This is a genomic window from Cupriavidus sp. D384 (assembly GCF_001652915.1).
Classification (GTDB): Bacteria; Pseudomonadota; Gammaproteobacteria; order Burkholderiales; family Burkholderiaceae; genus Cupriavidus.
Genome location: NZ_BBQI01000079.1, coordinates 1 through 25,666, shown reverse-complemented (window position 1 = coordinate 25,666; position 25,666 = coordinate 1). Strand labels below are relative to the sequence as shown.

Below are 25,666 nucleotides of genomic sequence, written 5' to 3'. Positions count from 1 at the left end.
CCCCCAGCCCCTCTCCCGCCGTGCGGGAGAGGGGAGAAACCACCCCTGCGGCAACAGGAAGACTCTCGCGCTCATCCGGCTTGTTTCTCCCCGGTCCCACTTGTGGGAGAAGGCAGGGAGAGACGGCCCGGCGGCTCAAACTGCGACAGATCGGCAAGCAGAAGCTCAATGCCTCTCCCCCAGCCCCTCTCCCGCCGTGCGGGAGAGGGGAGAAACCGCCCCGTCGGCAACAGGAAGGCTCTCACTCCTCGTCCGCAAAAAGCGAACACGCGCCCGTCTCGGCCGTTCCCACATGCTTGCGGAAGCCGGCGAACAGGTCGCGGCCCACGCCGTGGCGGTTTGCCGTCAGGTCGGGTACGTCGTGGGTGCGGGCCGCCCATTCGGCATCGCTGACCTTCACGGTCAGTATGCCGGCCGGCGCATCCACCAGGACGAGGTCGCCGGTGCGAACCTTGCCGATGTCGCCGCCCGCCAATGCCTCGGGGCACACGTGGATGGCGGCGGGCACCTTGCCCGATGCGCCGGACATGCGTCCGTCGGTCACCAGCGCCACATGGAAGCCTCGGTCCTGCAGCAGCGTCAGCGTGGGCGTCAGCTTGTGCAGCTCGGGCATGCCGCAGGCGGCCGGCCCCTGCCACGGCAGCACGGCCACGAAGTCGCGCTCCAGTTCGCCACGCTTGAAGGCGTCCAGCACGTCGTCCTGATGATGGAACACGATGGCCGGCGCCTCCACCACCTGGTGCTCGGGCTTGACTGCCGACGTCTTGATCACGCAGCGGCCCAGCTTGCCGTCGAGCAGCTTGATGCCGCCATCGGGCGCGAACGGCGCGTCGGACGTGCGCACGATGGTGTCGTCGAGCGATGTCTGCGGGCCGTCGACCCATGTCAGCTTGCCATCGCGCAGCGCGGGCTCGCGCGTGTAGTCGCCAAGGCTCCGGCCGACGACCGTCTTCACGTCGTCGTGCAGCAGGCCCAGCGATAGCAGGCCACGGATCACCAGCGACAGCCCGCCGGCCGCCTGGAACTGGTTCACGTCGGCCTTGCCGTTCGGGTACACGCGCGCCAGCAGCGGCACGGTGGCCGAGAGCTCGTGGAAGTCGTCCCACGTCAGCTGGATGCCGGCCACGCGGGCCATGGCGATCAGGTGCAGCGTGTGGTTGGTGGAACCGCCCGTGGCGACCAGCCCGACGATGCCGTTCACGAACGCGCGTTCGTCCAGCACGTCGGCAATCGGCGTGTAGTGCTCGCCGCCGTGCACCAGGCGCAGCGCCTGGCGGGCCGATTCGCGCGTCAGTGCCTCGCGCAGCGGCGTGTTCGGATTGATAAAGGCCGTGCCCGGCAGGTGCAGGCCCATGATCTCCATCAGCATCTGGTTGGAGTTGGCCGTGCCGTAGAACGTGCAGGTGCCGGGGCCGTGGTAGGACCGGGTCTCGGCCTCCAGCAGGCCGGCGCGGTCGATCTTGCCTTCGGCGTAGAGCTGGCGGATATGGGCCTTCTCGTCGTTGCTCATGCCCGTGGTCATCGGGCCGCCGGGCACGAATACCGCGGGGAGGTGCCCGAACGACAGGGCACCCATCACCAGCCCCGGCACGATCTTGTCGCATACGCCCAGGCACAGCACGCCGTCGAACATCTGGTGCGACAGCGCCACGGCGGTGGCCATGGCGATCACGTCGCGCGAGAACAGCGACAGGTCCATGCCGTCCTGGCCTTGCGTCACGCCATCGCACATGGCGGGTGTGCCGCCGGCAAACTGCGCCGTGCCGCCTGCCTCGAGCGCGGCTTCCTTGAGCCATTGCGGATAGGCCTGCAGCGGCTGGTGGGCCGACAGCATGTCGTTGTAGGCCGAGACGATGGCCAGGTTGGGCCGCTCCTGCGCCTTGAGCCGGATCTTGGCCTCGTCGGGCATGGCGGCCACACCGTGCGCCAGGTTGGTACACGAGATATTGGCGCGTTCGACCTTTTGCCCGGCCATGGCACGGGTGCGGTCCAGGTAGGCCTGGCGGGTTTGGGCGCTGCGGGCCACGATGCGAGCCGTGACCTTCTCCAGAACGGGGTGGCGGGGCATGGGGAGATCTCCTGAAAGTGCGCATTTCAGCGTAGCCGAAAAATCCGGACGCCACCGTCATCGCGGCGTCATCGCCATTGGCTATCAGCAGATGGGATCGATGCGCGGCCAGGATGTTCCGCATCGACCTTCGGTCACACCAATGGTACGCAGAAACGGGTACGCATGTTCCGTCTGGCGGCGCGCGTGCCTGTCCAAGCGGCCACGAGTGACGTAACATCACTGGAACCAATGCGCCGCACGGCGGCACTTAGTAGATGCCGGGGGCGCGTATTCCCCCACGCATTCCGCTCGCATTCCGCGATACCCCGCAAGGAGCCCAGGGTGAGCATGCCCGATTTCGATATGGTGCTGTTTGGAGGCACCGGAGACCTGGCGCGGCGCAAGCTGCTGCCGGCCCTTTTTGACGCCCACCGCTGTGGCGTGCTGCATCCGTCGGCGCGCATCCTCGCCACCGGCAGCCATCCGCAGACCACCGAGCAGTACAAGGCCACGCTGGAAGATACCGTGCGCCCCGGCCTGGAACATGCGCCGCCCGAGGCCTGGGCTTCGTTCCTGGACCGCATCTGCTACGTGCAGGCCGATGCGCGCCAGCCGGCCCACTTCGATGCGCTGGCCGAGAAAGTGCTGGCCCGCAAGCCCGAGGTGGTGGTCTGCTACCTTGCCACCGCGCCGCATATTTTCGTCCCCATCTGCGAACAGCTGGCCCGCACCGGCCTGAACACGCCCAACGTGCGCGTGGTGCTGGAGAAGCCGCTTGGTCACGACCTTGAGTCGTCCGAGGCCATCAACGCGGCCGTGGCGCAGTACTTTGCCGAGGACCAGATCTACCGGATCGATCACTACCTGGGCAAGGAATCGGTCCAGAACCTGATGGCGATCCGCTTTGGCAACGCGCTGTTCGAGCCGCTGTGGCGCCGCGAGTGGGTGCAGGACGTGCAGATCACCATTGCCGAGGAACTGGGCGTGGAAACGCGCGGCGACTTCTACGACCGCACCGGCGCGCTGCGCGACATGGTGCAGAACCACCTGCTGCAGCTGCTGTGCATGGTGGCGATGGAGCCCCCGGCCAGCCTCAGCGAGGACGCGATCCGTGACGAGAAGATCAAGATCCTGAAGGCGCTCAAGCCGATCCAGCCGGCCGACGTGGCCGAGAAGACCGTGCGCGGCCAGTACCGCTCGGGCGCCATCGCCGGCAAGCCGGTGGTGGGCTATCTGGAAGAGCAGGGCATTGCCGCCGACAGTCATACCGAGACCTTCGTCGCCATCAAGGCCGAAATCGCCAACTGGCGCTGGGAAGGGGTGCCGTTCTACCTGCGCACGGGCAAGCGCATGCAGTCGCGCGTGGCCGAGATCGTGGTGCATTTCCGCGACGTGCCGCACGCCATCTTCCCCAAGCCGCTGGGTTTGTCGCCGCAGAACCGGCTGGTGATCCGGCTGCAGCCCGAGGAAAGCATCCGCCTGTACTTCCTGGTCAAGCAGGCGGGCGACACGCTGGAGCTGACGCCCACCTCGCTCGATCTGGACTTCGCCAATTCGTTCAAGACGCGCCGTGCGGGCGCCTACGAGCGCCTGCTGCTGGACGTGATCCGCGGCCGGCTGGGCCTGTTCGTGCGCCGCGACGAGCAGGTGCAGGCGTGGCGCTGGGTCGAGCCGATCATCGATACCTGGGACGCCAGCACCGTGCCGCCCAAGCAGTACACGGCCGGCACCTGGGGTCCGGCGGCGTCCACCGCGCTGATGTCGCGCGATGGCGCGCTCTGGCACGAGGAAGTCTGACGCCCGCCAGGCCACGTGCCGAACCGATCCACCACTGACTGACAAGGAGCCTGCGCCATGCGCCAGTTTGAACATGCCACGCTGATGGACCAGGCCGAATCGCTGGCGATTTCCGTCAGCCATGCGCTGGAACTCGTCATCAAGGCCAAGGGGTGGGCCGTGCTGGCAGTGTCGGGCGGAAAATCGCCGGTGCCGATGTTCGAGCGGCTGCGCTATCGCCCGATCCGCTGGGAAGCCGTGACCGTCACGCTGGTGGACGAGCGTGCCGTGCCGCCCGATCATCCCGACAGCAATGGCGCGCTGGTGCGCAATCACCTGTTGCGCGAAGGGGCTGGCGTGGCCGGCTGGGTGCCGCTGATCCGCGACGAGGCCGAGGCCGCCGCGCCGCTGCAGGCGGTGCAGCGGCTCAACGCGTCGTTCCAGCAGCCCGATGTGGTGGTGCTGGGCATGGGCGAGGATGGGCATACGGCGTCGCTGTTCCCTGACGCCCCCGAACTGCAGACGGCCTTGTCGGAGCCCGATCCGCGTTACCTGGTCACGCATCCGTCGATGGCGCCCCACGCGCGCGTGACGCTGAACCTGGCCGCGCTGCTGGCGGCCGAGCGCACGTTCCTGGCGATCACCGGCGAAAAGAAGAACGCCGTGCTGGAGCGCGCGCTGCAGGCCCCTACGCCGGCGCTGCCGGTGAGCGTGGTGCTGGCGCGCTATCGGCGCGGTGTCGATATCTTCCGGACCGAGGCGCAATGACGCCCCCTCCCGCAACTATTTCCCTGCCATGACCTATCCGCGCCTGCTTGCCGATGTCGGTGGCACCAATGTCCGCTTCGCCCTGGAAACCGCGCCGATGCGCATCGGCGAGGTCACGGCCTACAAGGTGGCCGACCATGCGTCGCTGGAAGCGGCGATGCGCCTGTACATGTCGACGCTGGCCGATGGCGAGCGGCCCGGCCACGCGGCCATCGGCCTGGCTAACCCGGTGACCGGCGACCACGTCAAGCTGACCAACCACAACTGGGCGTTCTCGATCGAGGCCATGCGCCAGGCGCTGGCACTGGACACGCTGGTTGCCATCAACGACTTCACGTCGCTGGCGCTGGCGCTGCCCTACCTGCCTGCCGGCGATCTGGCGCAGGTGCGCCCGGGCAGCCCGGTGGCCACCGCGCCGCGTGCGCTGATCGGGCCGGGTACCGGGCTGGGCGTGTCGGGGCTGGTACCGGCGCCCGGCGGCGGTGCCGTGGCGCTGGCCGGCGAGGGCGGCCATATCGAGGTCATGCCCGCGACCGACGACGAATGGATTGCGTGGCGCGCCGCGCACGACCAGCTTGGCCGGGTGTCGGCCGAGCGCCTGCTGTCGGGCATGGGCCTCTCGCATATCCACGCCGCGCTGTCCGCAGAAATGGGTACGCTTCTGGCCGAACCGCTGACGCCGGCGCAGGTGACGGAAGGCGCCCTGAAGCAGAACGACCCGCTGTGCCGCCGTGCATTCGACGCGTTCTGCGGCCTGCTGGGCTCGGTGGCCGGCGATATCGCGCTGGTGCTGGGCGCGCGTGGCGGCGTGTATATCGGCGGCGGCATCGTGCCGCGTTTTGTCGAGGCGTTCCGCACGTCGCCGTTCAACGCGCGCTTTGTCGACAAGGGCCGCATGGGCCAGTATCTGGCCGATATCCCGGTGTACGTCATCGTGGCCGAGTTCCCGGCGCTGCCCGGGCTGGCGCGCGCGCTGGCAGACCGGCTCGAAGGCGACATGCGCCACGCCCATTCCTGAATCCCGACGAACATGCGTGTATTGCTGGTGGAAGACGACGCCATGATTGGCGAAAGCGTGAAGGTGGCGCTGCGCCAGGAAGGCTTTACGGTGGACTGGGTCACCGATGGCGAGGCGGGGCTCGACGCCGCGTCAGACCAGCACGGCCCGCGCGCCGATGGCGGCTACGACCTGGTGCTGCTGGACCTGGGCCTGCCGCGCCGCTCGGGGCTGGACGTGCTGAAGGCCCTGCGGGCGCGCAACGTCCGCACCCCGGTCCTGATCGTCACGGCCCGCGATGCCGTGGCCGACCGCGTGGCCGGACTCAATGCGGGGGCCGACGACTACGTGATCAAGCCGTTCGACCTGCAGGAACTGGTGGCGCGCATGCACGCGATGGCGCGCCGCGCCGAAGGGCGGGCCGAGCCGGTGCTGCGCTATGGCGATATCGTGCTCAACCCGGCCACGCGCGAAGCCACGCAGGCGGGCACGCCGGTGCGGCTGTCGGCACGCGAGTACGCGCTGCTGTCGGCGCTGATGGCCCGGCCCGGCAAGGTCTGGTCGGTGCCGCAACTGCAGGAACGGCTCTACGGCTGGGACGACGAAGTGGGCAGCAATACGGTGGAGGTCTATATCCATGCGTTGCGGCGCAAGTTCGGCACGGCACTGATCCGCAATATCCGGGGCGTGGGCTACCTGATGCCACAGCTGGACGGCCGGGAAGGCGCCGATGGCTCCGATGGCGCCGCCCGCGCGGAAGGAACGCCTGACTGATGCGATCCATTCAACGTACGCTGCTGTGGTGGCTGGCGGCGGGCCTGGCGGCCGGCATTGCCGTGGCGACGGCGCTGATCTACGGCCAGGCGCGGCAGGAAGCCAACGCGCTGTTCGACTACCAGATGAAGCAGGTGGCCGCCGCGCTGCCGAGCCAGTTCAGCGCCCCGGTGGCGCAGCCGTTCGAGCCCGACAGCGCCACCGGGGCCGACCTGCTGCATGCCGACGAGGACGTGGTGATCCATATCTGGGATGGCTCTGGCCGCAGCCTCTATCTGTCTCATGCGCACCCGGCCTTGCCGCAGCGCGCGGAACTGGGCTTCACCGATGCCCGCACCGAATCGGGCGAATGGCGGATCTACAGCGTGCAGCTTGGGCCGGCGGTGGTGCAGATCGCGCAACCGCTCAGCGCGCGGCGCACGCTGGCCGCCCATATGGCGCTGCGCACCGTGGCGCCACTGCTGTTGCTGCTGCCGCTGCTGGCATGGCTGGTGTGGATGGCCGTGGGGCGGGGTTTGCGGCCGCTGCGCGAGATTGCCAACGAAGTGCGGGCGCGCGATGCCAACACGCTGGCGCCACTGGCCGTACGCGCCATGCCCGACGAAATCGCGCCGCTGTCCGATGCGCTGAATCAGCTGCTGGCGCGGCTGTCCCACGCCATCGACACCCAGCGCGCCTTTGTGGCCGACGCCGCGCACGCGCTGCGCACGCCGCTGACTGCCCTCCAACTGCAGGCCCAGCTGGTGGAGCGCGCGCCCAGCGCCGAGGCCCGGCAGGAGGCAATGGGGCAACTGCGCCAGGGGCTGGAGCGGCTGACGCACCTGGTGGCCCAGTTGCTGACGCTGGCCCGGCAGGAACCGGGCGCCGCGCCGCCGCCGCACGAGCCGGTGAACCTGCGCGCGCTGGCGAGCGATGTGGTGGTCGAGATGTCGCAGGCGGCCATCGACCGCGATATCGACCTGGGGCTTGAGGACAGCGGCGCCAACGGGCCGGTCACGATCCGGGGCGACGCCGACGCACTGCGCATCCTGCTGACCAACCTGGTGGACAACGCGCTGCACTATATCCCGCGGGGCGGCCGCATCGACGTGGCCGTGGCACACACCGCGCAGGGCATCGAACTGGTGGTCGCCGACAACGGCCCCGGCATTCCTGCCGACGAACGTGCCCGCGTGTTCGACCGCTTCTATCGCGTGCCCGATGCGCCCACGGGTGGCAGCGGGCTGGGACTGGCCATCGTCGACGAAGTGGCGCAGTCCCACGGCGCCCGCGTGGCGCTGGAAGACGCGGCGCCGGGGTTGCGCGTGCGCGTGGTCTTCCCGGCCGTCGGTTAGTTCACCGGCGCCGCCAGCGGCTCGCCGGCAAAGTGCCGGCGGGCGTTCTCGATGAACTGGGTCACCGACGCCAGCACGGCTTCGGGCGACCAGCCGGCCACGTGCGGCGTCAGCACGACGTTGGGGCAATCGAACAGTTCCACCGGCGGCTTCGGCTCGCTTTCATAGACATCCAGGCCCGCGCCGCCGACTTCGCCGGCACGCAGGGCGTCGGCCAGTGCGGCGGTGTTCACCACGCTGCCGCGCGCGATATTGACCAGGTAGCCGGACGGACCCAGCGCGCGTAGCACCGGGGTATCGACCATATGGCGCGTCTCGGCGCCGCCGGGCGTGGCGATGACCAGATAGTCGGCCCATTCGGCCAGTGCCATCACATTGGCAAAGTACTGGAACGGTGCGTCGGCGCGCGGGCTGCGGTTGTGATATCCGATCTCCAGGTCGAAGCCCTGGCCGCGCTGCGCGATGCGGCGGCCGATGGTGCCCAGCCCAACGATGCCCAGGCGCTTGCCCGACAGGTTGGGCGGCAGCGGAAGCGTATTGCGCCAGACGCCGTCGCGCGTGGCGCGGTCCAGCGCCGGCACGCGGCGTACGGTGGCCAGCAGCAGCGCCATGGCGTGATCGGCCACGCAGCTGTCGTTGGTACCCGCGCCATTGCCCACGGCGATGCCGCGCGCCTTGCATGCGGCGATGTCGATGTTCTCGTAGCCCGCGCCAAGCGCGCAGACCAGTTCAAGCTTCGGCATGGCATCGATTTCGGCGGCGGTGATGCCGGTGGTGCCATTGCTCAGCACGGCGCGGAACGTGGCGCCGGCACTGGCGACGGCATCGGCGCGCTGGGCGGCGCTGGGCGCGTAGACAACGTCGTATTGCTGGGAAACAAGGGCGAGGTGGTCCGGTTCGAGCTGGACCAGGACGAGCAGGGCGGGCTTCATGCGTGACAGCGAGACGAGGAGTTTTGTTGTGGAGGTCGGCCAGGCCGACGCCACATTCTATGCCCGCATGCCGTGGCCTGCTTGCGGCCGCCTGGCGGTTCTGGGCGATTATCAGACGGCGCGCACCGTGTGCCGACGTACGCAGAAATGGGTACGCCCCGCGATTTTTCGCTGGGGAATTCACGCAGAAATGGGTACGCTTTGGGCGTTCTGGTGAGGGACGGGGCCTTGCTCTTCCCAATACTTCTGCCGCGTCGCGGGAGCGAATAGCCCCCCGAACGTGTGCAGTTGCCCGAGGCTTTTTCCCTTTTCCCCCTTTTCCCGCTTGCGGGCGAGGTGCGGGGGAGAGGGCCAGCGCATCCACCACCCTCCAACGCCAACTTCAACCCGCATGCGCCTGCCCAAACCCAACACCTGGCAATACCACGCGCTGCTCGGCGCCGCCGGCATGCTCGTGCTCGGGCCGCTGGGCGGCATCGCGGCGGCCTACATGAACCTGTCGCTGGGATTCTTCGTGGGCGGGCAGGTGCTGGCAGGCATCCTCGGCTCGGCGGTCACCGCCGGCTACGGTGCCGCCGGCCGCCACGGTGCCAACTACATCCAGACGGCAGCCGCCTCGGTGGCGGGCATGGGTGGCATGGTGGTGGTCATTCAGGCCATGGGCTGGATGGGCATGGCGCAGCCGCCGTTGTGGCAACTGATCGGCTACATGCTTTGCATCGGCATGTACGGCGTGGGCGTGGGCATGCTCTACACGCCGTTGCTGGTCGATCGCATGCAGCTGACGTTCCCGTCCGGGCTGGCGGTGGCGAATATCCTGCGCGCGCTGACAGACCCCGTACTGCTGCGGCGGTCGATTGCGCGGCTGGCGGGAGGCATGGGGCTGGGGGTGCTGGCAAGCGTGGGCGCCACGCGCATTGCGTGGCTGGGGGCCATCGACCTGTCCGCGTCGACATTTGGCGCGGGCATGATCGTTGGCGCGCGCATTGGCATTGCCGCGCTGGTCGGCGGGCTGGCGGGCTGGGCGCTGACGCCGTACTTCGTTTCGATTGGCTGGCTCGCGCCTGGCGATCCATACCGCAAGATCACGTTCCTGTTTGCGCTGGGCATGATCCTGGGCGCGGCGGCCGTCGATGTACTGCTGTTGCTGGGGCGTGCGTGGCAGCGGGCGCGCGTGCAGGCAAGCGGGGTGCCGGGTACGACGGGCACAGTCGGCACGCAGGGGAATCCGGCCGCGATGCCGCAACGATGGATCGTGGCATGGGTCGTCGTCTGGGGGCTGGCGGTGGTGGCTGCAGGCGTGGCGTGGTTCGGCCAGCCGGCAGGCTATCAGCTGATGGCCGTGGTGCTGGTGCTGATCTTTGCGCTGGTCAATGGCATTTCGGTGGGCATGGTCGACCAGAATCCGATCTCTTCGGCCTTCGTGCTGACCGTGATCCTGATGGCGGCCGTGGGCCTGCGCGAGCCGCATATCGGCCTGATCGCGGCCACGGTGCTGCTGGTCTCCACGGCGGAGGCGTGCGACATGCAGCAGGACCGCTCCACGGGCTGGCGGCTCGGCACCGACCGCATGGTGCAGTTCGGCTACCAGGTGGCGGGCATCGTGGCCGGGGCGATCCTCGCGGTGCTGCTGGCGCGGCTGTTCATGGACGCCTATCCGGTGCTGCGCCTGGACCAGACCGTATTGCCGGCAGACCAGCAGCCCGCCCGCTGGACTTCGGCGATGACCTACAAGATCGTCGGCGCACTGCGCAGCATGACGCAGGACCGGCCCTACCAGCGGCTGGCGGTGTGGATCGGCCTGGCAATCGGGCTGGCGACCGAGATCCTGCGCAAGGCCATCTTCGCGTCGGCGCGCTACCGGCGGTTTGCGGAACGGAGCCGCGCTGGCCGCGCGTGCGACTTCATGCTCGACGCCGTCATCCTGCCTTCGCCCTACGCATCGTCGTTCGGTGGCTTCGTCAACCTGCCTGCTGCGGCCTGGATGGCGGCGGGCGGCGTGACGGCGAGCCTGCTGGAAAGCCGCCAGCGCCCGGCATCGCGCGACGCTGCCTTGCCCGAGGACATGAGCACCCCATCGCTGATCGGCGGCGGACTGATTGCCGGCGACGCCCTGGCCGCGCTTGGCTTCGGGATTGCGGGATTGATGGCAGTGGTGGCGTAGGCGACGTGGTTCAGATCACCGCCATCGACGCATTGGGCGGCTTGCGGGCCAGCAGGCCCGATAGTTTTTTCAGGGCCATCGACAACTGCGCGCGTTCGGCTACGCCGCCGAGCGAGATGCGGATGGCGTTGGGCGGGGCGGCGCCGTCGTAGAACACGTCCGATGCGGTGACGCGCAGCGATTCGTCCTGCGCGGCACGGCTGAAACCGGCCGATGACCAGTAGCTGGGCAGTGGATGCCAGACGTGGATGCCCGACGGCGTATAGGGGCCGCTGGCCGCCAGCCATTGCCGGGCAATCTGCTGCCGTGCGGCGGCTTCGGTGCGGATGCCTGCCAGCAGTTCCGCCGCCGAGCCGTCGCGAATCCACTGCGTTGCCAATGCCGTGGCAATCGGCGATGCCATCAGCGTGATCGCCCGCAGCGCGGCCAGGATCGACTCCTGCAGTTCGCGGTCGGGCGCCACCACATAGGCGGTGCGCAGGCCGGGGCTCAGGCATTTGGCGAGGGTGGCGATGTAGACGGTCTGCGCCGGGGCGATGGCTGCCACCGGCGGCGGGGCGTCGGGCGTCAGCAGCCAGTAGGGGTCGTCCTCGACGATCAGCACGCCGTGCTGCCGGGCCACGCGCGCAATCTCGCGGCGGCGCGCCTCGGGCATCGTATGTGTGGTGGGGTTCTGCAGCGTCGGGTTCAGGTAGATCAGCTGGACATTGCCGGTGCTGCACGCGGCGTCCAGCGCATCGGGCCGCATGCCGTCGTCGTCGGTGGCGATGGTGACCACGTGGCGGCCCAGTTCGGCGGCCGCGCCACGCACACCCGGATAGATCAGCGGCTCGGCGGCAATGGCCGCGCCGGGCGTGGTCCGGCAAAGCATCAGCGCCGCCAGCGCCGACTGCGCGCCCGGACTGGCGATCACGCGGTCGTGCGGGACATCGCCCAGCATCGGCGCCAGCCACTGCGCGCCGGCCACGCGGTCGGGCAGCGTGCCGCCGCCAAGCTGGTAGGTCATCAGCAGGTTGGCATCGGCCCGCAGCGTGACCTGGGCCAGGCCGCGCCGCAGCATGTCGGCGAAGTCGATGCCTTCCGGGGGCGGCGGCACGTTCATGCTCAGGTCCACCGCCTGCGCCAGTTCGAACGTGGGTGCCGCAATAAAAGTGCCCAGGGATCCACGCGGCTCCACCAGCCCGCGCCGCCGCGCCTCGGCCAGCGCGCGCGTGACGGTGGTCAGGTCAACCCCGAGCAGCGCCGCCAGCTCGCGCTGCGGGGGCAGGCGGTCGCCCGGCGCCAGCACGCCATCGGCCATCGCGCGTTCCAGGAACCCGGCGATCTGCACGTAGCGCGGCCCGCCAGCGGCGGCGAATGCGCCGATCCAGCCGGGTTTGTCGTCCAGATCGGGATGCAGCGGCGAATTCGTTGTACGCAAGACAAGCCTCATCTTGTATGGGTGTTGTCTTACCTTAGCATGCCGCACAACTCAGGCAAATCCATACAAATACCGGGATGTTGTCTGGGCCACCCCGCCTGTGCCCCTGTAAGAAGGTGTTGAAATGCGTGAGCAACCGGCCGACCCCAGACGCGTGCGTCGGCGCCCCCCATCCGTTCGTTCCCCCCGTGCGTGGCTGTACGCCATCACGCCCCTGATCCTGACCGGCTGTTCGTGGGACCTGCTGAACCCCAGCGGGTCCATCGGCGTGCAGACGCGCAACCTGATCGTGCTGGCTACCGCGCTGATGCTGCTGGTGGTGATCCCCGTGATCATCCTCACGCTGGTCTTCGCGTGGCGCTATCGCGAGACCAACACCAAGGCCGAGTACGCGCCGCGCTGGTCGCATTCCACCAGGATCGAAGTGGTCGTGTGGGGCATCCCGTGCGTGATCGTGGCCCTGCTTGGCGTCATCATCTGGGACACCACGCACAAGCTCGATCCGTTCCGCCCGCTCGATTCGAACGTGGCGCCGCTGGAAGTGGATGTGGTCGCGCTCGACTGGAAATGGCTGTTTATCTATCCGCAGTACGGCGTGGCGTCGTTGAACGAACTGCCCATCCCCGTGGGCACGCCGATCAATTTCCGCATCACGGCGGAATCGACGATGAACGCGCTGTTCATCCCGCGGCTGGGCAGCATGGTCTACGCGATGGCCGGCATGCAGACCAAGCTGCATCTGATTGCCGACGAGACCGGCGTGTTCGATGGCCGCTCGGCTGCCTACAGCGGGTCGGGCTTCTCCGACATGCACTTCCGCACCGTCGCCACGTCGCCCGCGGCGTTCGATGCGTGGATCGAACGCGCCCGCGCCTCGGGCAACACGCTCGACGAAGCCGCCTACCGCAAGCTGGAACAGCCCAGCAGCAAGGACCCGGTCACCGTGTACGCCAGGGTTGAGCCGCGCCTGTTCCAGGGCGTGGTGGACCAGTACATGGCAAGCAACGGCGCTTACGGCGAGATTTGCCGATCCGACAGCCCTGTGACAATCAGCGCCATTGCCGGCGCCAACATGCCGCCGCTCCCGGTGCAGCAGACGACGCTGGAGCGCTAATCATCATGTTCGGAAAACTCTCTCTCGACGCCATCCCCCTGCACGAGCCCATCATCATGGGCACGCTGGTGGTGGTGCTGCTCGGCGGCGCAGCGCTGCTGGGCGCCGTGACGTACTACAAGAAGTGGGACTATCTCTGGAAGGAGTGGATCTGCTCGGTCGACCACAAGCGCATTGGCGTGATGTACATCATCCTGGCGCTGGTCATGCTGCTGCGCGGCTTTGCCGATGCCATCATGATGCGCACCCAGCAGGCCATTGCCGTGGGCGAGGCGGTGGGCTACCTGCCGCCGCACCATTACGACCAGATCTTCACCGCGCACGGCGTGATCATGATCTTCTTCGTGGCCACCCCGTTCATCCTGGGCCTGATGAACGTGATCGTGCCGCTGCAGATCGGCGCGCGCGACGTGGCCTACCCGTTTGTCAATTCGCTGAGCTTCTGGATGTCGGCGATGGGCGCGGTGCTGGTCATGATGTCGATGTTCGTCGGCGACTTCGCCGCCACGGGCTGGGTCGCGTATCCGCCGCTGAGCGGGCTCGGGTATAGCCCGACCGTCGGCGTGGACTACTACATATGGTCATTGCAGATATCGGGGCTGGGCACCACGCTGACCGGCATCAACTTCATCGTGACGATCCTGCGCATGCGCGCGCCGGGCCTGAACCTGATGAAGATGCCCGTGTTCACGTGGACCGCGCTGATCACCAACATCCTGATCGTCGCCATCTTCCCGGTGCTGACCGCCACGCTGGCGCTGCTGGCCGCCGACCGCTACCTGGACATGCATTTCTTCACCAGCGAGCTGGGCGGCAACGCCATGATGTACGTGAACCTGATCTGGATCTGGGGCCACCCCGAGGTCTACGTGCTGATCCTGCCGTGCTTTGGCGCGTTCTCGGAAATCATCTCCACGTTCTCGCGCAAGCCGCTGTTCGGCTATACGTCGATGGTCTACGCCACGTCGTCGATCGGCGTGCTGTCGTTCTTCGTCTGGCTGCATCACTTCTTCACCATGGGCTCGGGCGCCAGCGTCAATGCGTTCTTCGGCATCATGACGTCGATCATCTCGATCCCCACCGGCGTGAAGCTGTTCAACTGGCTGTTCACGATGTACCGGGGGCGCATCCGCTTCCACTCGTCCACGCTGTGGACCATCGGCTTCATGGTGACGTTTGCCGTGGGCGGCATGACCGGCGTGCTGCTGGCGGTGCCGGGGGCGGACTTCGTGCTGCATAACAGCCTGTTCCTGATCGCCCACTTCCACAACGTGATCATCGGGGGCGTGGTGTTCGGCTGCCTGGCCGCCATGACGTTCTGGTTCCCGAAGGTGTTCGGCTTCACGCTGAACGAGTTCTGGGGCAAGGTCGCGTTCTGGTGCTGGCTGATCGGCTTCTACCTGGCCTTCATGCCGCTCTACGCGCTGGGCCTGCAAGGCATGACGCGCCGCATGAACCACTACAACAATCCGGACTGGCAGCCGTATCTGATCGTGGCGCTGGTGGGCGCCGTGGTCATCGGCTGCGGCATCCTGGCGATCCTGTGGCAGCTGTTTGTCAGCGTGCGCGACCGCAAGCAGAACATGGACGTGACCGGCGACCCGTGGGACGGCCGCAGCCTGGAATGGGCCACGGCATCGCCGGCGCCGTTCTACAACTTCGCGCACGTGCCGCAGATCACGTCGCTGGAGCAGCACTGGGACAACAAGGAAGCGGGCACCGCCTACGTGCCGCCCGCGCAGTACGAAGACATCCATATGCCGCGCAACACGTCCACCGGCTTCCTGGTGTCGGTGTTCGGGCTGGTGCTGTGCTTTGCGCTGGTCTGGCATATCTGGTGGATGGCCGGCTTTGGCCTGGCCGCGATGATCTTCACGTTCATCGCCCGCGCCTACGACCGCGACGTGGACTACTACGTGCCAGCCGCCGAAGTCGAGCGCATCGAGCGCGCCCGCTACGCACAACTGGGCACCCAACCGGCGGGAGCCAACTGACCATGACGACAACCCTGAAACTGCGCGCCGACGCGGCGACGGTGCCGCACGGCGCGAGCGCCGCCGCCCACACGCACGACGACCACGCGCATCACGCCCACCAGACGGAATCCACCCTCAAGCTGGGGTTCTGGATCTACCTGATGAGCGATTGCCTGATCTTCGCGTCGCTGTTCGCCACGTTTGGCGTGCTGCTCAACGGTACGGCTGGCGGCCCCACGGGGCGCGAGCTGTTCGACCTGCGCTTCGTGCTGGGCGAGACCGTGCTGCTGCTGACCAGCAGCCTGACGTTCGGCGTGGCGATGCTGAAGCTGCACGAGGGAAAGGGCGGCCAGGGCAACCCGCAGGCGGTGATCCGCTGGCTGGTGCTGACCTTCGCACTGGGCGCGGCCTTCGTCTGCATGGAAGTCTACGAATTCCGCGAACTGCTGCACGAGGGCGCCGGCCCGAACCGCAGCGCCTACCTGTCGGCGTTCTTCATGCTGGTGGGTACGCACGGCCTGCACGTCAGCGCCGGCCTGCTGTGGATCATCGTGATGGTCAACCAGGTGCAGGTGTTCGGGCTCGACGCCGTGGTGCGCCGCCGCCTGGCCTGCCTGAGCCTGTTCTGGCATTTCCTGGACCTGGTGTGGATCTTCGTGTTCACGGTCGTCTATCTGCGGGAGTTCCTCTGATGTCCCATCCACAACACGCCCATGCACATGGCCACGCGGACGCCCACGCGGACGCCCATGGCGCCGCCCACGGCAGCCTGCGCAGCCATCTGATCGGCTATGCGCTGTCGCTGGTGCTGACCTTCCTGTCGTTCGGTGCCGTGATGGGCCGGGTGCTCACGCCGCGGGCGGGCCTGGCGCTGATCGTGGCGCTGTGCGTCACGCAGTTGCTGGTGCAGCTGGTGTTCTTCCTGCACCTGGGGCCGCGCAAGGGTCAGCGCGGCAATACGGCGATCTTCGCGTGCACGGTGTTCCTGATTGCCATCGTCGTGTCGGGATCGCTCTGGGTCATGCACAACGCCAACCTGAACATGATGCCGATGCAGTCCGTGCCAGCTGGGGCGGGCATGGGCCGCTGAGGCATCTGTACCGGACTCGGGCTGGGGCCGGTTTTTGACAGGACAGACGTGCCCCGCACGATCTGTCCTTTTTTGCGTTCGGCGCAGGTCCGTCAGCAACGGATCATCACGCGGGCGGGGCGCCTTCCTTGAACAGCGTCTTGAGCTGCGACCGCAGCTCGGGGGTGTCCTGGTGCTGATGCACCTGGACGGCGTGCTGCACCGCCGCTTCCAGCAGTTCGTCCTCGGTGTCGGCGCTTAGTGCGACGGTGCAGTGCATTTCACTTGGATAGTCGCGGCAATCGATGTATTTGCGTCCCATGGCAGGCCCTCCTGGCGCGCGTGGAGGGCGCGCCTGATCCAGTATAGGGCGCGGGGTGATTGCGCGGACGCCTGCAGGCATCGGCAAATCGGGCTACCCTGTCGGCCTTCAACCTGTTTGACCCCTTACCAGCCCACTGGAAGAAAGCCATGACTCAATCACTCCGGATCGACTTTGTCTCGGATATCGCCTGCCCCTGGTGCGCCATCGGGCTGTCATCGCTGATGCAGGCCGTGGAACGCACGCGCGACGTGGTGGATGCCGAGGTGGTGATGCACCCGTTCGAACTCAACCCCCAGATGGGGCCCGAGGGCGAGCCGGTGCTCGACTACATCGCCCGGAAGTACGGCCGTACGCCGGAACAGATCGCCGAGACCCAGAAGATGATCCGCGAGCGCGGCGCCAGCGTGGGGTTCACGTTCGGGCCGCGCAATTTCATCTACAACACGTTCGATGCCCACCGCCTGCTGCAATGGGCCGCCGCGCAGGGCAAGCAGCTGCCGCTGAAGCAGGCGCTGCTGCAGGCCTATCACGGCGACAGCAAGGACCCGAGCAACCACGACGTGCTGCTTGAGGCCGTGCAGTCGGTGGGGCTGGACGCCGCCGAGGCCCGCAAGGTGCTGGACAGCGACGCCTATGCCGATGAAGTCCGCGACGAGGAGCGCCAGTACCAGGGCATGGGCATCCAGTCCGTGCCGTCGGTGATCTTCAATAACCGCTACCTGGTCACGGGCGGCCAGCCGGTCGAGGCATTCGAGCAGGCCATCCGCGAAATCGCCAAAGAAGCGAGCGAGGCGAAGGGCGCCCAGGGCGCCTGACCTCAGAAGTGGTGGCGCACGCCGACCATCGCGCCCACGCGCGTGGTGCGGCTGACATCGGTGACGGGGGTGCCGGCCCAGTACTCGGTCTCGCGCCCCACGGTGCCGCCGCGTGCGTGAACCACATCGGTCTCCAGGTACACGCTGGTGCGCTTGGAGAACGCATAGTCGGCCACGAACGCCACGCTGTCGGCATTGCCGCCGCCCAGGTGTACCGGCGTGTCCTGGAATTGCGTGGTGACGTCGCCTGACTGCTGGTAGCGGTAGTACGCGCCAGACAGATGCAGCGCCGGCGTGAGCTGGTAGCCCAGGCCGACGAACGAGATGTTGTAGCGCGCCTGGCCGGCCGATTCGCGTCGGCCCATATGGCCGACGTAGCCCGTCGCCTTGCCGATCGTGTACGAACCGCCCACCGAATAATTGCGCACCGTGTTGCTGCCGTCGTCGCTGCGGCGCTGGTCGTACGCCACGCCCAGCGCCAGCGGCCCCTGGTTGTACTTCACACCGCCACCCAGCGTGGTGCCATGGTTCATGCTGCCCGGCTGCTCGCCGGCGCCGTAGTCCAGCTGTACCGAAAACGGCCCCACCGTGCGCTGGTAGACCACGCTGTTGTTGATGCGGTAATCCTGGAAGAAGATGTCGCCGCCGATGTAGAGCGGATCGGACCAGAAGTTGCCCCAGCCCTGGTCCAGCGGATCGAACGCCCAGCCGATGTTGTTCAGCGCGTTGTACTGCCGCCCGAACGTGAGGCTGCCCCAGTCGCCGCTCAGGCCCGCCCAGGCCTGGCGCCCGAAAAAGCTGTTGTAGGCCGCCTGTCCGGTATCGCTGCCGAAGCCCGATTCCAGCTGGAAGATCGCGTGATTGCCGCCGCCCAGGTCTTCGGAGCCCTTCAGGCCGAAACGGCTGCCCACCATGCCGCCCGATACCAGCGCCAGCTGGTCGTGATGGCGGGCATCGATATTCGATGTGTAGCGCACCGCCGAGCTGACGATGCCATACAGGGTCACGCCAGGGTCGGCGTATGCAGCGCAAGGCAACAGCCCGGCCGCGAGCAGCCAAAGGCTGGCTGGTTTCTTCACGAATTTTCCTCCGGAATACGGATCCCCCCGGCGCGCGCAGGCGTCGGGGAAGGGTCGGTTCAGGCAACTACCTGAGGGGGTTCCAGTCCCGTGCGGAAGTCCTTCTGGCGAAGGCGCGCGGGGCGTTATCCGGGATACGGCCGCCACATGCAGCCAGGGGCGCAGGGCCCGGATCGAGGGTCGAAGTCAGGAAGGCGAATGCTGCGAGCAAGGCGCAGGCAAGCCAGGGGCGGGTGCGAGACCCTGATGGATATCCGCCGCACCACTTCGACGTGGGCGATGGCCGGAGTGCCTGAAAGGCATCAAATGGCCGTGCCCGTTGCGACGGAAGGGCCGTAGTTTACCGCATGGCGGGTTGATGGCTCAAAAGCAGCGTACGCCGCACTTCGCCACGCGTCCTGCCAGGGCATCGAATATGCCGCCCTGCCCGCCAGGCAATCTGGCGCCGATTTTCGAGTTCCTTCCATGTCGGAACGGCGCCTGCACCGGTAGCCTGTTTCATCGAGGGCCCTGACCGGCTCTTGGCTAACGCGGCCCGGCTGACCCCCCGGGCCGCGCATTCCCCTTCCAACCCCCAGGCCGGTCCGTCGCGGCTCGGGGGCCTTTTTTCCAGACGCTGGTTTCCGGGGCTATCGGCTATGCCTTGAGCCCATGCTCGATGGCGTAGTCATACAGCTCCGCATCGTTCTTCACGCCAATCTTGCGCATGGCGCTGTGTTTCTGGGTGCTGACCGTATTGATGCTCCGGTTCAGGTACCGGGCAATGTCCGATGTGGTCATCCCCCCGACGTAGAGCCGCAGCACCTCGATCTCACGCGGACTGAGCCGGCTGCTGGCGACTGCTTCAGGGTTTCCCGCGCCAAGCCTGGCGAGTGCCTGCCTGACCGACGCACTCAAATGCTCGCGCCCCTGGAACGCGGCAATGACGGCGTTGGACAACTCCTGCAGGCCGTCGCGCTTGTTCAGCAATGCCAGCGCCCCGGCCTTGCGGATGCAGCCAAGTAGCCCCGGATTATCGAGCATGGTCAGCACCACGATCCGGACATTCGGGAATCTCGTACGGATGCAATGCAGCAGCGCGAGCCCGTCCGGGGCATCTGCACAAGGCATCGAGAAATCGGTTATCAGGACATCGCATTCGATACGTGCCAGTTTTTCCAGCAGCAGTCGCGGGCCGGTGGCTTCGGCCACCACATTGAAGCCAAGCCGTTTGCCCAGCATCTCGCGCAGGCCGAACACGATGAACGGATGATCGTCAGCCAGCATGACCCGTATGGTTGTCATAGTGCGATTCCCGGAATTACCCGATGTGTGATGGGCCGGGCGACAGGTGTACGCGTCTACCAGTCGGCAAGCCAGTTGTGGAAGGCGCGGAAAGGCGCAGGCATGTTCGTGGCGATGCGGCTTGCGCAAAATGCGGCGCGCGCCGTTCAAAGCCCCGATTCAATTTTGAAGTGGTGCCATATCTCTTTACAAGCCGGCCTTGTATTGCCAGTCGCCGATTGCGTGGAAAGGACACGAAAATATTCCGTTGCGGCATCCGATCCGGCGCGAATGTCCCCTGATTCAACGCCTGTTGCAAGCGCTGATATTTCGCTACGAGTATTCGATCATTCAGATCGCGACTTTTCAAATCTCGACACACGAGACCACTGCCCAGTCAGCACAAATTAAAGCGTAAATTCCCCTCATCCTTGGCTGGATGGAAATATTTCCATTTCCCTTGCGTGGATCAGGTTGAGCAGCGCGCCATTTCGACAAGTGGCTGACTGCGCAAAGTCAATCTGACGAGTCTGCTGAATAGACCGATTTCCGCCTATGGAACTAACTCGAATTTGCGTGCCGTGCAGTGGCATGAAGCAAATTTCGTCGAATTACTATTCACCTCCCGCGGCTTCTCATTTGAGACAGGTCTGCAATGTTGCGTGGTTTCTTCTGACGCCTCCCACTTTAGTAATTCTACGATTACGCGGCCAAGGCTTCTTCCATACGATCCGAAGCGAACAGTCGCAAAAGGCGTTCTGGCGAATTCGCCATGACGCGACGAACGCGACAGCCATTCAACCATCGCCGTGCAATCGGGACGGCGCTGAGCAATAAATCTTTAGGATCAGTCCATGAACAAGAATCGGTATCGTCGCGTATTCAGCAAGCGCCTTGGCATGCTCGTGGCCGTAGCGGAGAACGTGAAGAGCCAGGGCAAGCGCCCGGGAGAGGGCGGCAGCGGTGATGGCGCACAGTTTGGCGTGGTGTCCGCGATGACAGCCATCGCGCTGGCCATGCTGGTTCTGGAGTCGACACCAGTCTTTGCACAGGCGCTGCCGACCAACGGCAACGTGGTGGGCGGCCAGGCCACGATCTCGCAGCCCAACGGCAACACGATGCATATCGATCAGGGCAGCCAGCGCACCGTGATCGACTGGAACACGTTCAGCATCGGCAAGGGCAATACCGTCCAGTTCAACCAGCCCAACGCGCAGGCGCAGGCGCTGAACCGCGTAACGGGCGGCGTGCCGACGAACATCCAGGGTTCGCTGCTGGCCAACGGCCAGGTGCTGATCCAGAACGCCAACGGCGTGCTGTTCGGCAGGGGCGCGGTGGTGAACGTGGGATCGCTGCTGGCTACCACCAAGGCCATCGATGCCGGCGCTTTCATGGCCGGCAATCCGCTGGCACTGACCGCAACGGGCAAGCAGGCGGGTGTCATCAACGAAGGCGATATCAACGCCGCGGGCTTTGTCACGCTGATCGGCGACCAGGTACGCAATAGCGGTTCCATCAATACCGCTGCCGGCGGCCAGGTAGTGCTGGCAGCCGGCGACAGCGCCACGGTGGCCCTGCACAACGGCCAGGGCATCTCGGTGACGCTGACCAACGCCACGGCCAATGCGCTGGTGGAAAACAGCGGCAATATTCGCGCCCAGGACGGCACGGTGCTGCTGACCGCGCGCGGCAAGGACACGCTGCTCAACACGGTGGTGAACCTGAGCGGCGTGGTGCGCGCCGGCACCGTGGTCGCGGACGCCGGCAAGACTGGCGACGTGACGATGACGGGCGCCATCGATGCGTCCAGCACGACGGCTGGCGGCAAGGGCGGTACGGTGGTGCTGTCCGGCGACCGCGTGGGCATGTTCGGCAACGCGTCGATCAACGTGAGCGGCGACGCAGCGGGCGGCAAGGTGGTGCTGGGCGGCGACAGCCTGGGCAAGCTGGCCGGCACGGAAGCCGGAAAGCTGCTGCAGGACGGCGTGGCCTTCGCCAACTACACGCAGGTGGACGAAGGTGCTCGCATTGATGCAGGGGCGCGCAATGGCGATGGCGGCTTTGTTGAAACGTCGGGCCACAACCTGGACGTAAAGGGCCGGGTCAGCGCGTCTGCACCGAACGGCAAGGGTGGCGAGTGGCTGATCGACCCCACCAATGTCTATATCGATAATGACACCGGCCCGAGCGGCTACACCGGCAACATCACCGGTGGATTCAACGGCGGCACCAACACCTCGGCCACTGTTCGCAATACGGCCATCAACGACGCACTGAACAACGGCACGAGCGTGACGCTGACGACTGTCAGCGCGGGGAACGGCACTGGCAACATCTTCCAGTACAACGATGCAGCGATCAGCAAGACCAGCGGCGGCGCCGCCAACCTTACGCTGGCCGCAAACGGCACCATCACGCTGAACGCGAATGTCACTTCGACCTCGGGCCGGCTGAATCTGAATATGACCGCGGGCATGGGCACCAACAATGGTGCCGTGATCGTGGGCAGTACCAGCAATATCAATCTGAACGATGGTGATATCCGGGTAACCGCGGACACAACGGCAGATACCAGCAACCGGAGTGCCGTCCAGATTATCGGCAACCTGGCTGCCGGGAGCGGTTCCATCAGTGGCACATCGGTCAATGGCATGGGTGTGCTTTTCGATCAGAACGCCAGTTTTGTTAAGACCGGTAGTGGAGTTTTGAATATTACCGGCGTTTCGACGATGGATATCGGCGTTTCGATTGGCAGAAGTGGTGGATTCGCTTCGAGCGGAGCCTTCGATGCGACCGGTGGTGTTCTGAACATTGACGGCCGTTCCGTGATCGGCGCTGGCGTTCTCCAGAACGCCAACATTCACGCCAATAGGGGAGCCACCGTTAATGTCCGCGGAAACTCCACGGATTTCAATGGCGTGACCTTCGGTTCCCAGGCACATACCACTGGCGCAACCTTGGACGTCAATGATGGCGGCACGTATAACGTGTGGGGGACCTCCGAGAACAGCAATGGCATATATGGCTACGCCACATCCATCAATGTCAGCGGCAATGGCTCGCTGAATATGGTAGGTGTCTCGAACCTGGGAGAAGGCGTATTCCTGGAGCTGTCATATGCGGATAGTAATTCGGGACGGCTCAATGCGTGCGGAACTGCGTCAGTCAATATTCAGGGGAGAAGCTCCCGCGACCGGGGCGTAACACTGCAAAAGGTAGGGCTGTCCGAAGGTGCGAGGTTGAACGTTACCGGAAATGGCGGAAATGGAATTGGCGCCGCTGTTCATAACCTCGATATGTCCGGCAATGCGTCGCTGAATGTGGCTGGATCCAGCGGAAATAATACGGGTGCCTTGGTTACCGACATCAACATGTCCGGCAATGCGTCGCTGAATGTGGCTGGATCCAGCGGAAATAATACGGGTGCCATGGTTACCGACATCAATATGTCCGGTAACGCATTGCTGAACATTAGTGGTGCAAGTAATAGTGACACTGGTGTAAACATTACTACCGTCAATGCGTCGGGAAATGCGGCTTTGATTGGGAATGGGGCAGGGCGCTTAGGGCTTGTGCTTCTTGGAGATTCGTCATTTTCTGATAATGCCAAACTTCGGCTTGCAGGGGCCGGTAATCAAGCTCAAGGTATCCATTTTGGTGGGACGCTAACTCTATCCGATAGCAGTAGCGCAGAATTTGCCGGAAATTCTTCGAATCACATTGGAGCCTGGCTTCAGGGCTTTGGCATGGACGTTTCCGGGAATGCCACCTTGAACGTTGCTGGTAGTTCGAATTCGGGCTCTGGTGTCTGGATTCAACCGTTAAATAACGGTGCTATCAATATATCCGGAAACGGCACCGCAAATTTCTACGGGACTACCGGTGCAAATAACGCGGTGGATACGGGGGATTATACGGATAGGGGGGCCGGCGTCGGAATCCGCACGAATATCTCCGTCACCGACGGCGGGCGAGTAAATATCGTCGGCAACGCCACTTCCGGTGCCCAGGGGGTCTATGAGGCGACAACCGGGGAAATCAATGTTTCCGGCAACGGCGGCATCAATGTAACCGGCACATCGGTGAACGGCACGGGCGTGCATACGCAGGGTCGTGTCAACGTCGACGGAAATGGGTCATTGGCGCTGATTGGAACGTCGACCAATGGCTCCGGCGTAGAACAGTCTTTGCACGCAAACAGCAGTTGGAATATTGGCGGCACGGGATCAAAGTTGAATGTCACCGGGACCAGCGCAAACGGTACCGGGACATATATTAATAACATCAGCGCTACAGACAATGCCTCCCTGAATATCAGCGGTTCAAGCACGAATGGAACCGGTGCTTCGATGAGTGGCAACATATCCCTGACCGGCGGAGCACATCTGAACGTAACCGGCGACAGCGTTACTGGCGGAGGTTTGTTCACTCGCTCAATAATAAACGCTTCGGGAAATTCTTCCTTGGATATCAAAGGAAATTCCTCTACTGCCATAGGCGTCAACCTCCAGGGGAGTAAGGATTTTACCGACAACGCGAAGGTAAATGTCACCGGGCAATCCAATACTGCTATCGGCGTATTTCTTACCGGCTTCCTGAACATGTCGGACGAGGCCGGCATGAACGTGACGGGAAATTCCACCAGTGAACACGGTGTCCGCATATACATGTGTAGTACCGATGGCCTTGCGGACAACACGACATTGAACATAAAGGGTCGATCGGATAGTAATTCCGGCGTCTCACTGGCAAGCAATTTGGGTGTGTCTGGAGACGGCAGGCTTACGCTGGACGGCGAATCATCAAGTGGTTCGGGTGTGTCGCTTACAACGAATGCCAGCCTTCCTACAACGCATGTCGACGTTTCGGGAAACGGCACATTTAATGTTTCGGGCAGATCCGTGGATGGATCTGGCGTTCTTCAAGGAGCCAACTCTGCGTTGAATACGAGCGACCGTGGCTCGACGAATATCTCGGGCATTTCTACGAATGGTACCGGTGTCGATCTGCGCAACATCAATACCAGCGGAAACGGCTCGACCAGCGTCACAGGAACGTCAACCAACGGCACCGGTGTTCGTAACAATGGAACCTTCAATACCGGCGGCAACGGTACGTCGCAAATCCTGGGTGAATCCGTCAACGGCACGGGCGTCGACAATAGCAACGGGTCGATCAGCACCTTCGAAAACGGCACGACCAACCTTACCGGACGCTCCGTCAACGGCATTGGCGTCGACAACGGCAATGGCGCGATCAACACTGGCGGCAACGGCTCGACCAATATCTCGGGCAACTCCACCGACGGCAGCGGTGTTGGCAACGGCAACGGCACCATCAACACCGGGGGCAATGGCTCGACCAATATCTCGGGCAACTCGACCAACGGTACCGGTGTCGACAACGGCAATGGGTCGATCCATACCGATGGCAATGGCTCGACCACCATCTCGGGCAACTCCACCGACGGCAGCGGCGTAGGCAACGGCAACGGCACGATCAACACCGGCGGTAATGGCTCGACCAACGTTTCCGGAAACTCGACCAACGGCTCGGGCGTCGACAACGGCGGTGGCATCAACACGGACGGCAACGGCTCGACCAACGTCTCGGGGAATTCGACGAACGGCACCGGTGTCGACAACGGCAATGGGTCGATCCATACCGATGGCAATGGCTCGACCACCATCTCGGGCAACTCGACGACGGGTCCAGGCGTAGACAACGGCAACGGCACGGTAGACACCCAGGGCAATGGTTCGACCAATGTCTCCGGCAATTCGACGAACGGCACCGGTGTCAATAACGGC

The 25,666-nt window shown here is 65.2% G+C and carries 20 protein-coding genes; 14 read left to right on the top strand and 6 right to left on the bottom strand.

All coding sequences use genetic code 11. The annotated features are described in order from the left end of the window. Window positions 1-241: 241 nt before the first annotated feature. Window positions 242-2,068: a phosphogluconate dehydratase gene (gene edd, locus A9J21_RS16820; RefSeq protein WP_066737627.1), complete on the bottom strand. Its 1,827-nt coding sequence runs from the start codon at window positions 2,066-2,068 to the stop codon at window positions 242-244. Between the two features lie 330 nt (window positions 2,069-2,398). Here edd and zwf point away from each other — a divergent pair, with 330 nt between their 5' ends. From zwf to A9J21_RS16795, 5 genes are read left to right on the top strand one after another with little or no spacing between them, the layout of a single operon-like run. Next, window positions 2,399-3,847, top strand: coding sequence for a glucose-6-phosphate dehydrogenase (zwf, locus tag A9J21_RS16815; protein WP_066737625.1), 1,449 nt, complete (start codon window positions 2,399-2,401; stop codon window positions 3,845-3,847). 57 nt (window positions 3,848-3,904) lie between these two features. Continuing rightward, on the top strand, window positions 3,905-4,594 hold the full coding sequence (gene pgl / locus A9J21_RS16810; protein ID WP_066737623.1) for a 6-phosphogluconolactonase: 690 nt from the start codon (window positions 3,905-3,907) through the stop codon (window positions 4,592-4,594). Between the two features lie 28 nt (window positions 4,595-4,622). Further along, a complete protein-coding gene (locus tag A9J21_RS16805) occupies window positions 4,623-5,612 on the top strand; it encodes a glucokinase (RefSeq protein ID WP_066737621.1) in 990 nt (329 codons plus the stop codon). A 12-nt stretch (window positions 5,613-5,624) separates the two neighbouring features. Beyond that, the gene (locus tag A9J21_RS16800; protein ID WP_066737619.1) at window positions 5,625-6,365 is read left to right on the top strand and encodes a response regulator transcription factor; all 741 of its coding nucleotides are present in this window, start codon (window positions 5,625-5,627) and stop codon (window positions 6,363-6,365) included. Beyond that, window positions 6,365-7,699, top strand: a complete 1,335-nt coding sequence (locus tag A9J21_RS16795; protein WP_066737617.1) for a HAMP domain-containing sensor histidine kinase — start codon at window positions 6,365-6,367, stop codon at window positions 7,697-7,699. Before A9J21_RS16800 ends, A9J21_RS16795 begins: the two co-directional genes overlap by 1 nt. Here the strand turns inward: A9J21_RS16795 and A9J21_RS16790 are convergent. Further along, entirely contained in the window at window positions 7,696-8,631 is a 936-nt protein-coding gene (locus A9J21_RS16790) for a 2-hydroxyacid dehydrogenase (RefSeq protein WP_066737615.1), read from the bottom strand. The genes A9J21_RS16795 and A9J21_RS16790 overlap by 4 nt on opposite strands. Between A9J21_RS16790 and A9J21_RS31615 the strand changes: the two genes are divergently transcribed. Together A9J21_RS31615 and A9J21_RS16785 are read left to right on the top strand one after the other, a co-directional pair. Beyond that, on the top strand, window positions 8,630-8,848 hold the full coding sequence (locus A9J21_RS31615; RefSeq protein ID WP_156545967.1) for a hypothetical protein: 219 nt from the start codon (window positions 8,630-8,632) through the stop codon (window positions 8,846-8,848). The genes A9J21_RS16790 and A9J21_RS31615 overlap by 2 nt on opposite strands. A gap of 174 nt (window positions 8,849-9,022) precedes the next feature. Further along, window positions 9,023-10,795 (top strand): OPT/YSL family transporter, encoded by a 1,773-nt coding sequence (locus tag A9J21_RS16785; protein ID WP_066737613.1) that lies wholly within the window; start codon window positions 9,023-9,025, stop codon window positions 10,793-10,795. A gap of 10 nt (window positions 10,796-10,805) precedes the next feature. On the opposite strand, the gene A9J21_RS16780 is transcribed toward A9J21_RS16785, so the two are convergent. Then, window positions 10,806-12,227 carry a PLP-dependent aminotransferase family protein gene (locus tag A9J21_RS16780; protein WP_066737611.1) on the bottom strand — a complete coding sequence of 474 codons (1,422 nt, stop codon included), beginning with the start codon at window positions 12,225-12,227 and terminating at the stop codon, window positions 10,806-10,808. A gap of 112 nt (window positions 12,228-12,339) precedes the next feature. Here A9J21_RS16780 and cyoA point away from each other — a divergent pair, with 112 nt between their 5' ends. From cyoA to cyoD, 4 genes are read left to right on the top strand one after another with little or no spacing between them, the layout of a single operon-like run. Continuing rightward, window positions 12,340-13,329, top strand: coding sequence for a ubiquinol oxidase subunit II (gene cyoA, locus A9J21_RS16775; protein ID WP_082926471.1), 990 nt, complete (start codon window positions 12,340-12,342; stop codon window positions 13,327-13,329). 5 nt (window positions 13,330-13,334) lie between these two features. Next, a complete protein-coding gene (gene cyoB / locus A9J21_RS16770) occupies window positions 13,335-15,323 on the top strand; it encodes a cytochrome o ubiquinol oxidase subunit I (protein ID WP_066737609.1) in 1,989 nt (662 codons plus the stop codon). A gap of 2 nt (window positions 15,324-15,325) precedes the next feature. After that, the gene (gene cyoC, locus A9J21_RS16765) at window positions 15,326-15,997 is read left to right on the top strand and encodes a cytochrome o ubiquinol oxidase subunit III (protein WP_066737607.1); all 672 of its coding nucleotides are present in this window, start codon (window positions 15,326-15,328) and stop codon (window positions 15,995-15,997) included. Continuing rightward, window positions 15,997-16,395 carry a cytochrome o ubiquinol oxidase subunit IV gene (gene cyoD, locus A9J21_RS16760; RefSeq protein WP_066737605.1) on the top strand — a complete coding sequence of 133 codons (399 nt, stop codon included), beginning with the start codon at window positions 15,997-15,999 and terminating at the stop codon, window positions 16,393-16,395. Before cyoC ends, cyoD begins: the two co-directional genes overlap by 1 nt. A 106-nt stretch (window positions 16,396-16,501) precedes the next feature. On the opposite strand, the gene A9J21_RS16755 is transcribed toward cyoD, so the two are convergent. Further along, entirely contained in the window at window positions 16,502-16,696 is a 195-nt protein-coding gene (locus tag A9J21_RS16755; RefSeq protein WP_066737603.1) for a DUF1059 domain-containing protein, read from the bottom strand. A gap of 149 nt (window positions 16,697-16,845) precedes the next feature. Here A9J21_RS16755 and A9J21_RS16750 point away from each other — a divergent pair, with 149 nt between their 5' ends. Further along, window positions 16,846-17,514 (top strand): DsbA family oxidoreductase, encoded by a 669-nt coding sequence (locus tag A9J21_RS16750; protein WP_066737601.1) that lies wholly within the window; start codon window positions 16,846-16,848, stop codon window positions 17,512-17,514. Window positions 17,515-17,516: 2 nt separating this feature from the next. Here A9J21_RS16750 and A9J21_RS16745 read toward each other — a convergent pair whose 3' ends face one another. Both A9J21_RS16745 and A9J21_RS16740 read right to left on the bottom strand, forming a co-directional pair. Next, window positions 17,517-18,593: a porin gene (locus A9J21_RS16745; RefSeq protein WP_066737599.1), complete on the bottom strand. Its 1,077-nt coding sequence runs from the start codon at window positions 18,591-18,593 to the stop codon at window positions 17,517-17,519. Window positions 18,594-19,229: 636 nt separating this feature from the next. After that, a complete protein-coding gene (locus A9J21_RS16740) occupies window positions 19,230-19,859 on the bottom strand; it encodes a response regulator transcription factor (RefSeq protein ID WP_082926470.1) in 630 nt (209 codons plus the stop codon). Between A9J21_RS16740 and A9J21_RS31610 the strand changes: the two genes are divergently transcribed. Both A9J21_RS31610 and A9J21_RS16735 read left to right on the top strand, forming a co-directional pair. Further along, complete coding sequence (locus A9J21_RS31610) at window positions 19,842-20,267, top strand: hypothetical protein (protein ID WP_156545965.1); 426 nt, start codon at window positions 19,842-19,844, stop codon at window positions 20,265-20,267. The two genes, A9J21_RS16740 and A9J21_RS31610, sit on opposite strands and share 18 nt — an antisense overlap. A 443-nt stretch (window positions 20,268-20,710) precedes the next feature. Further along, window positions 20,711-25,666: filamentous hemagglutinin N-terminal domain-containing protein (locus A9J21_RS16735; protein ID WP_066737595.1), on the top strand; the 4,956-nt coding region annotated here is incomplete at its 3' end.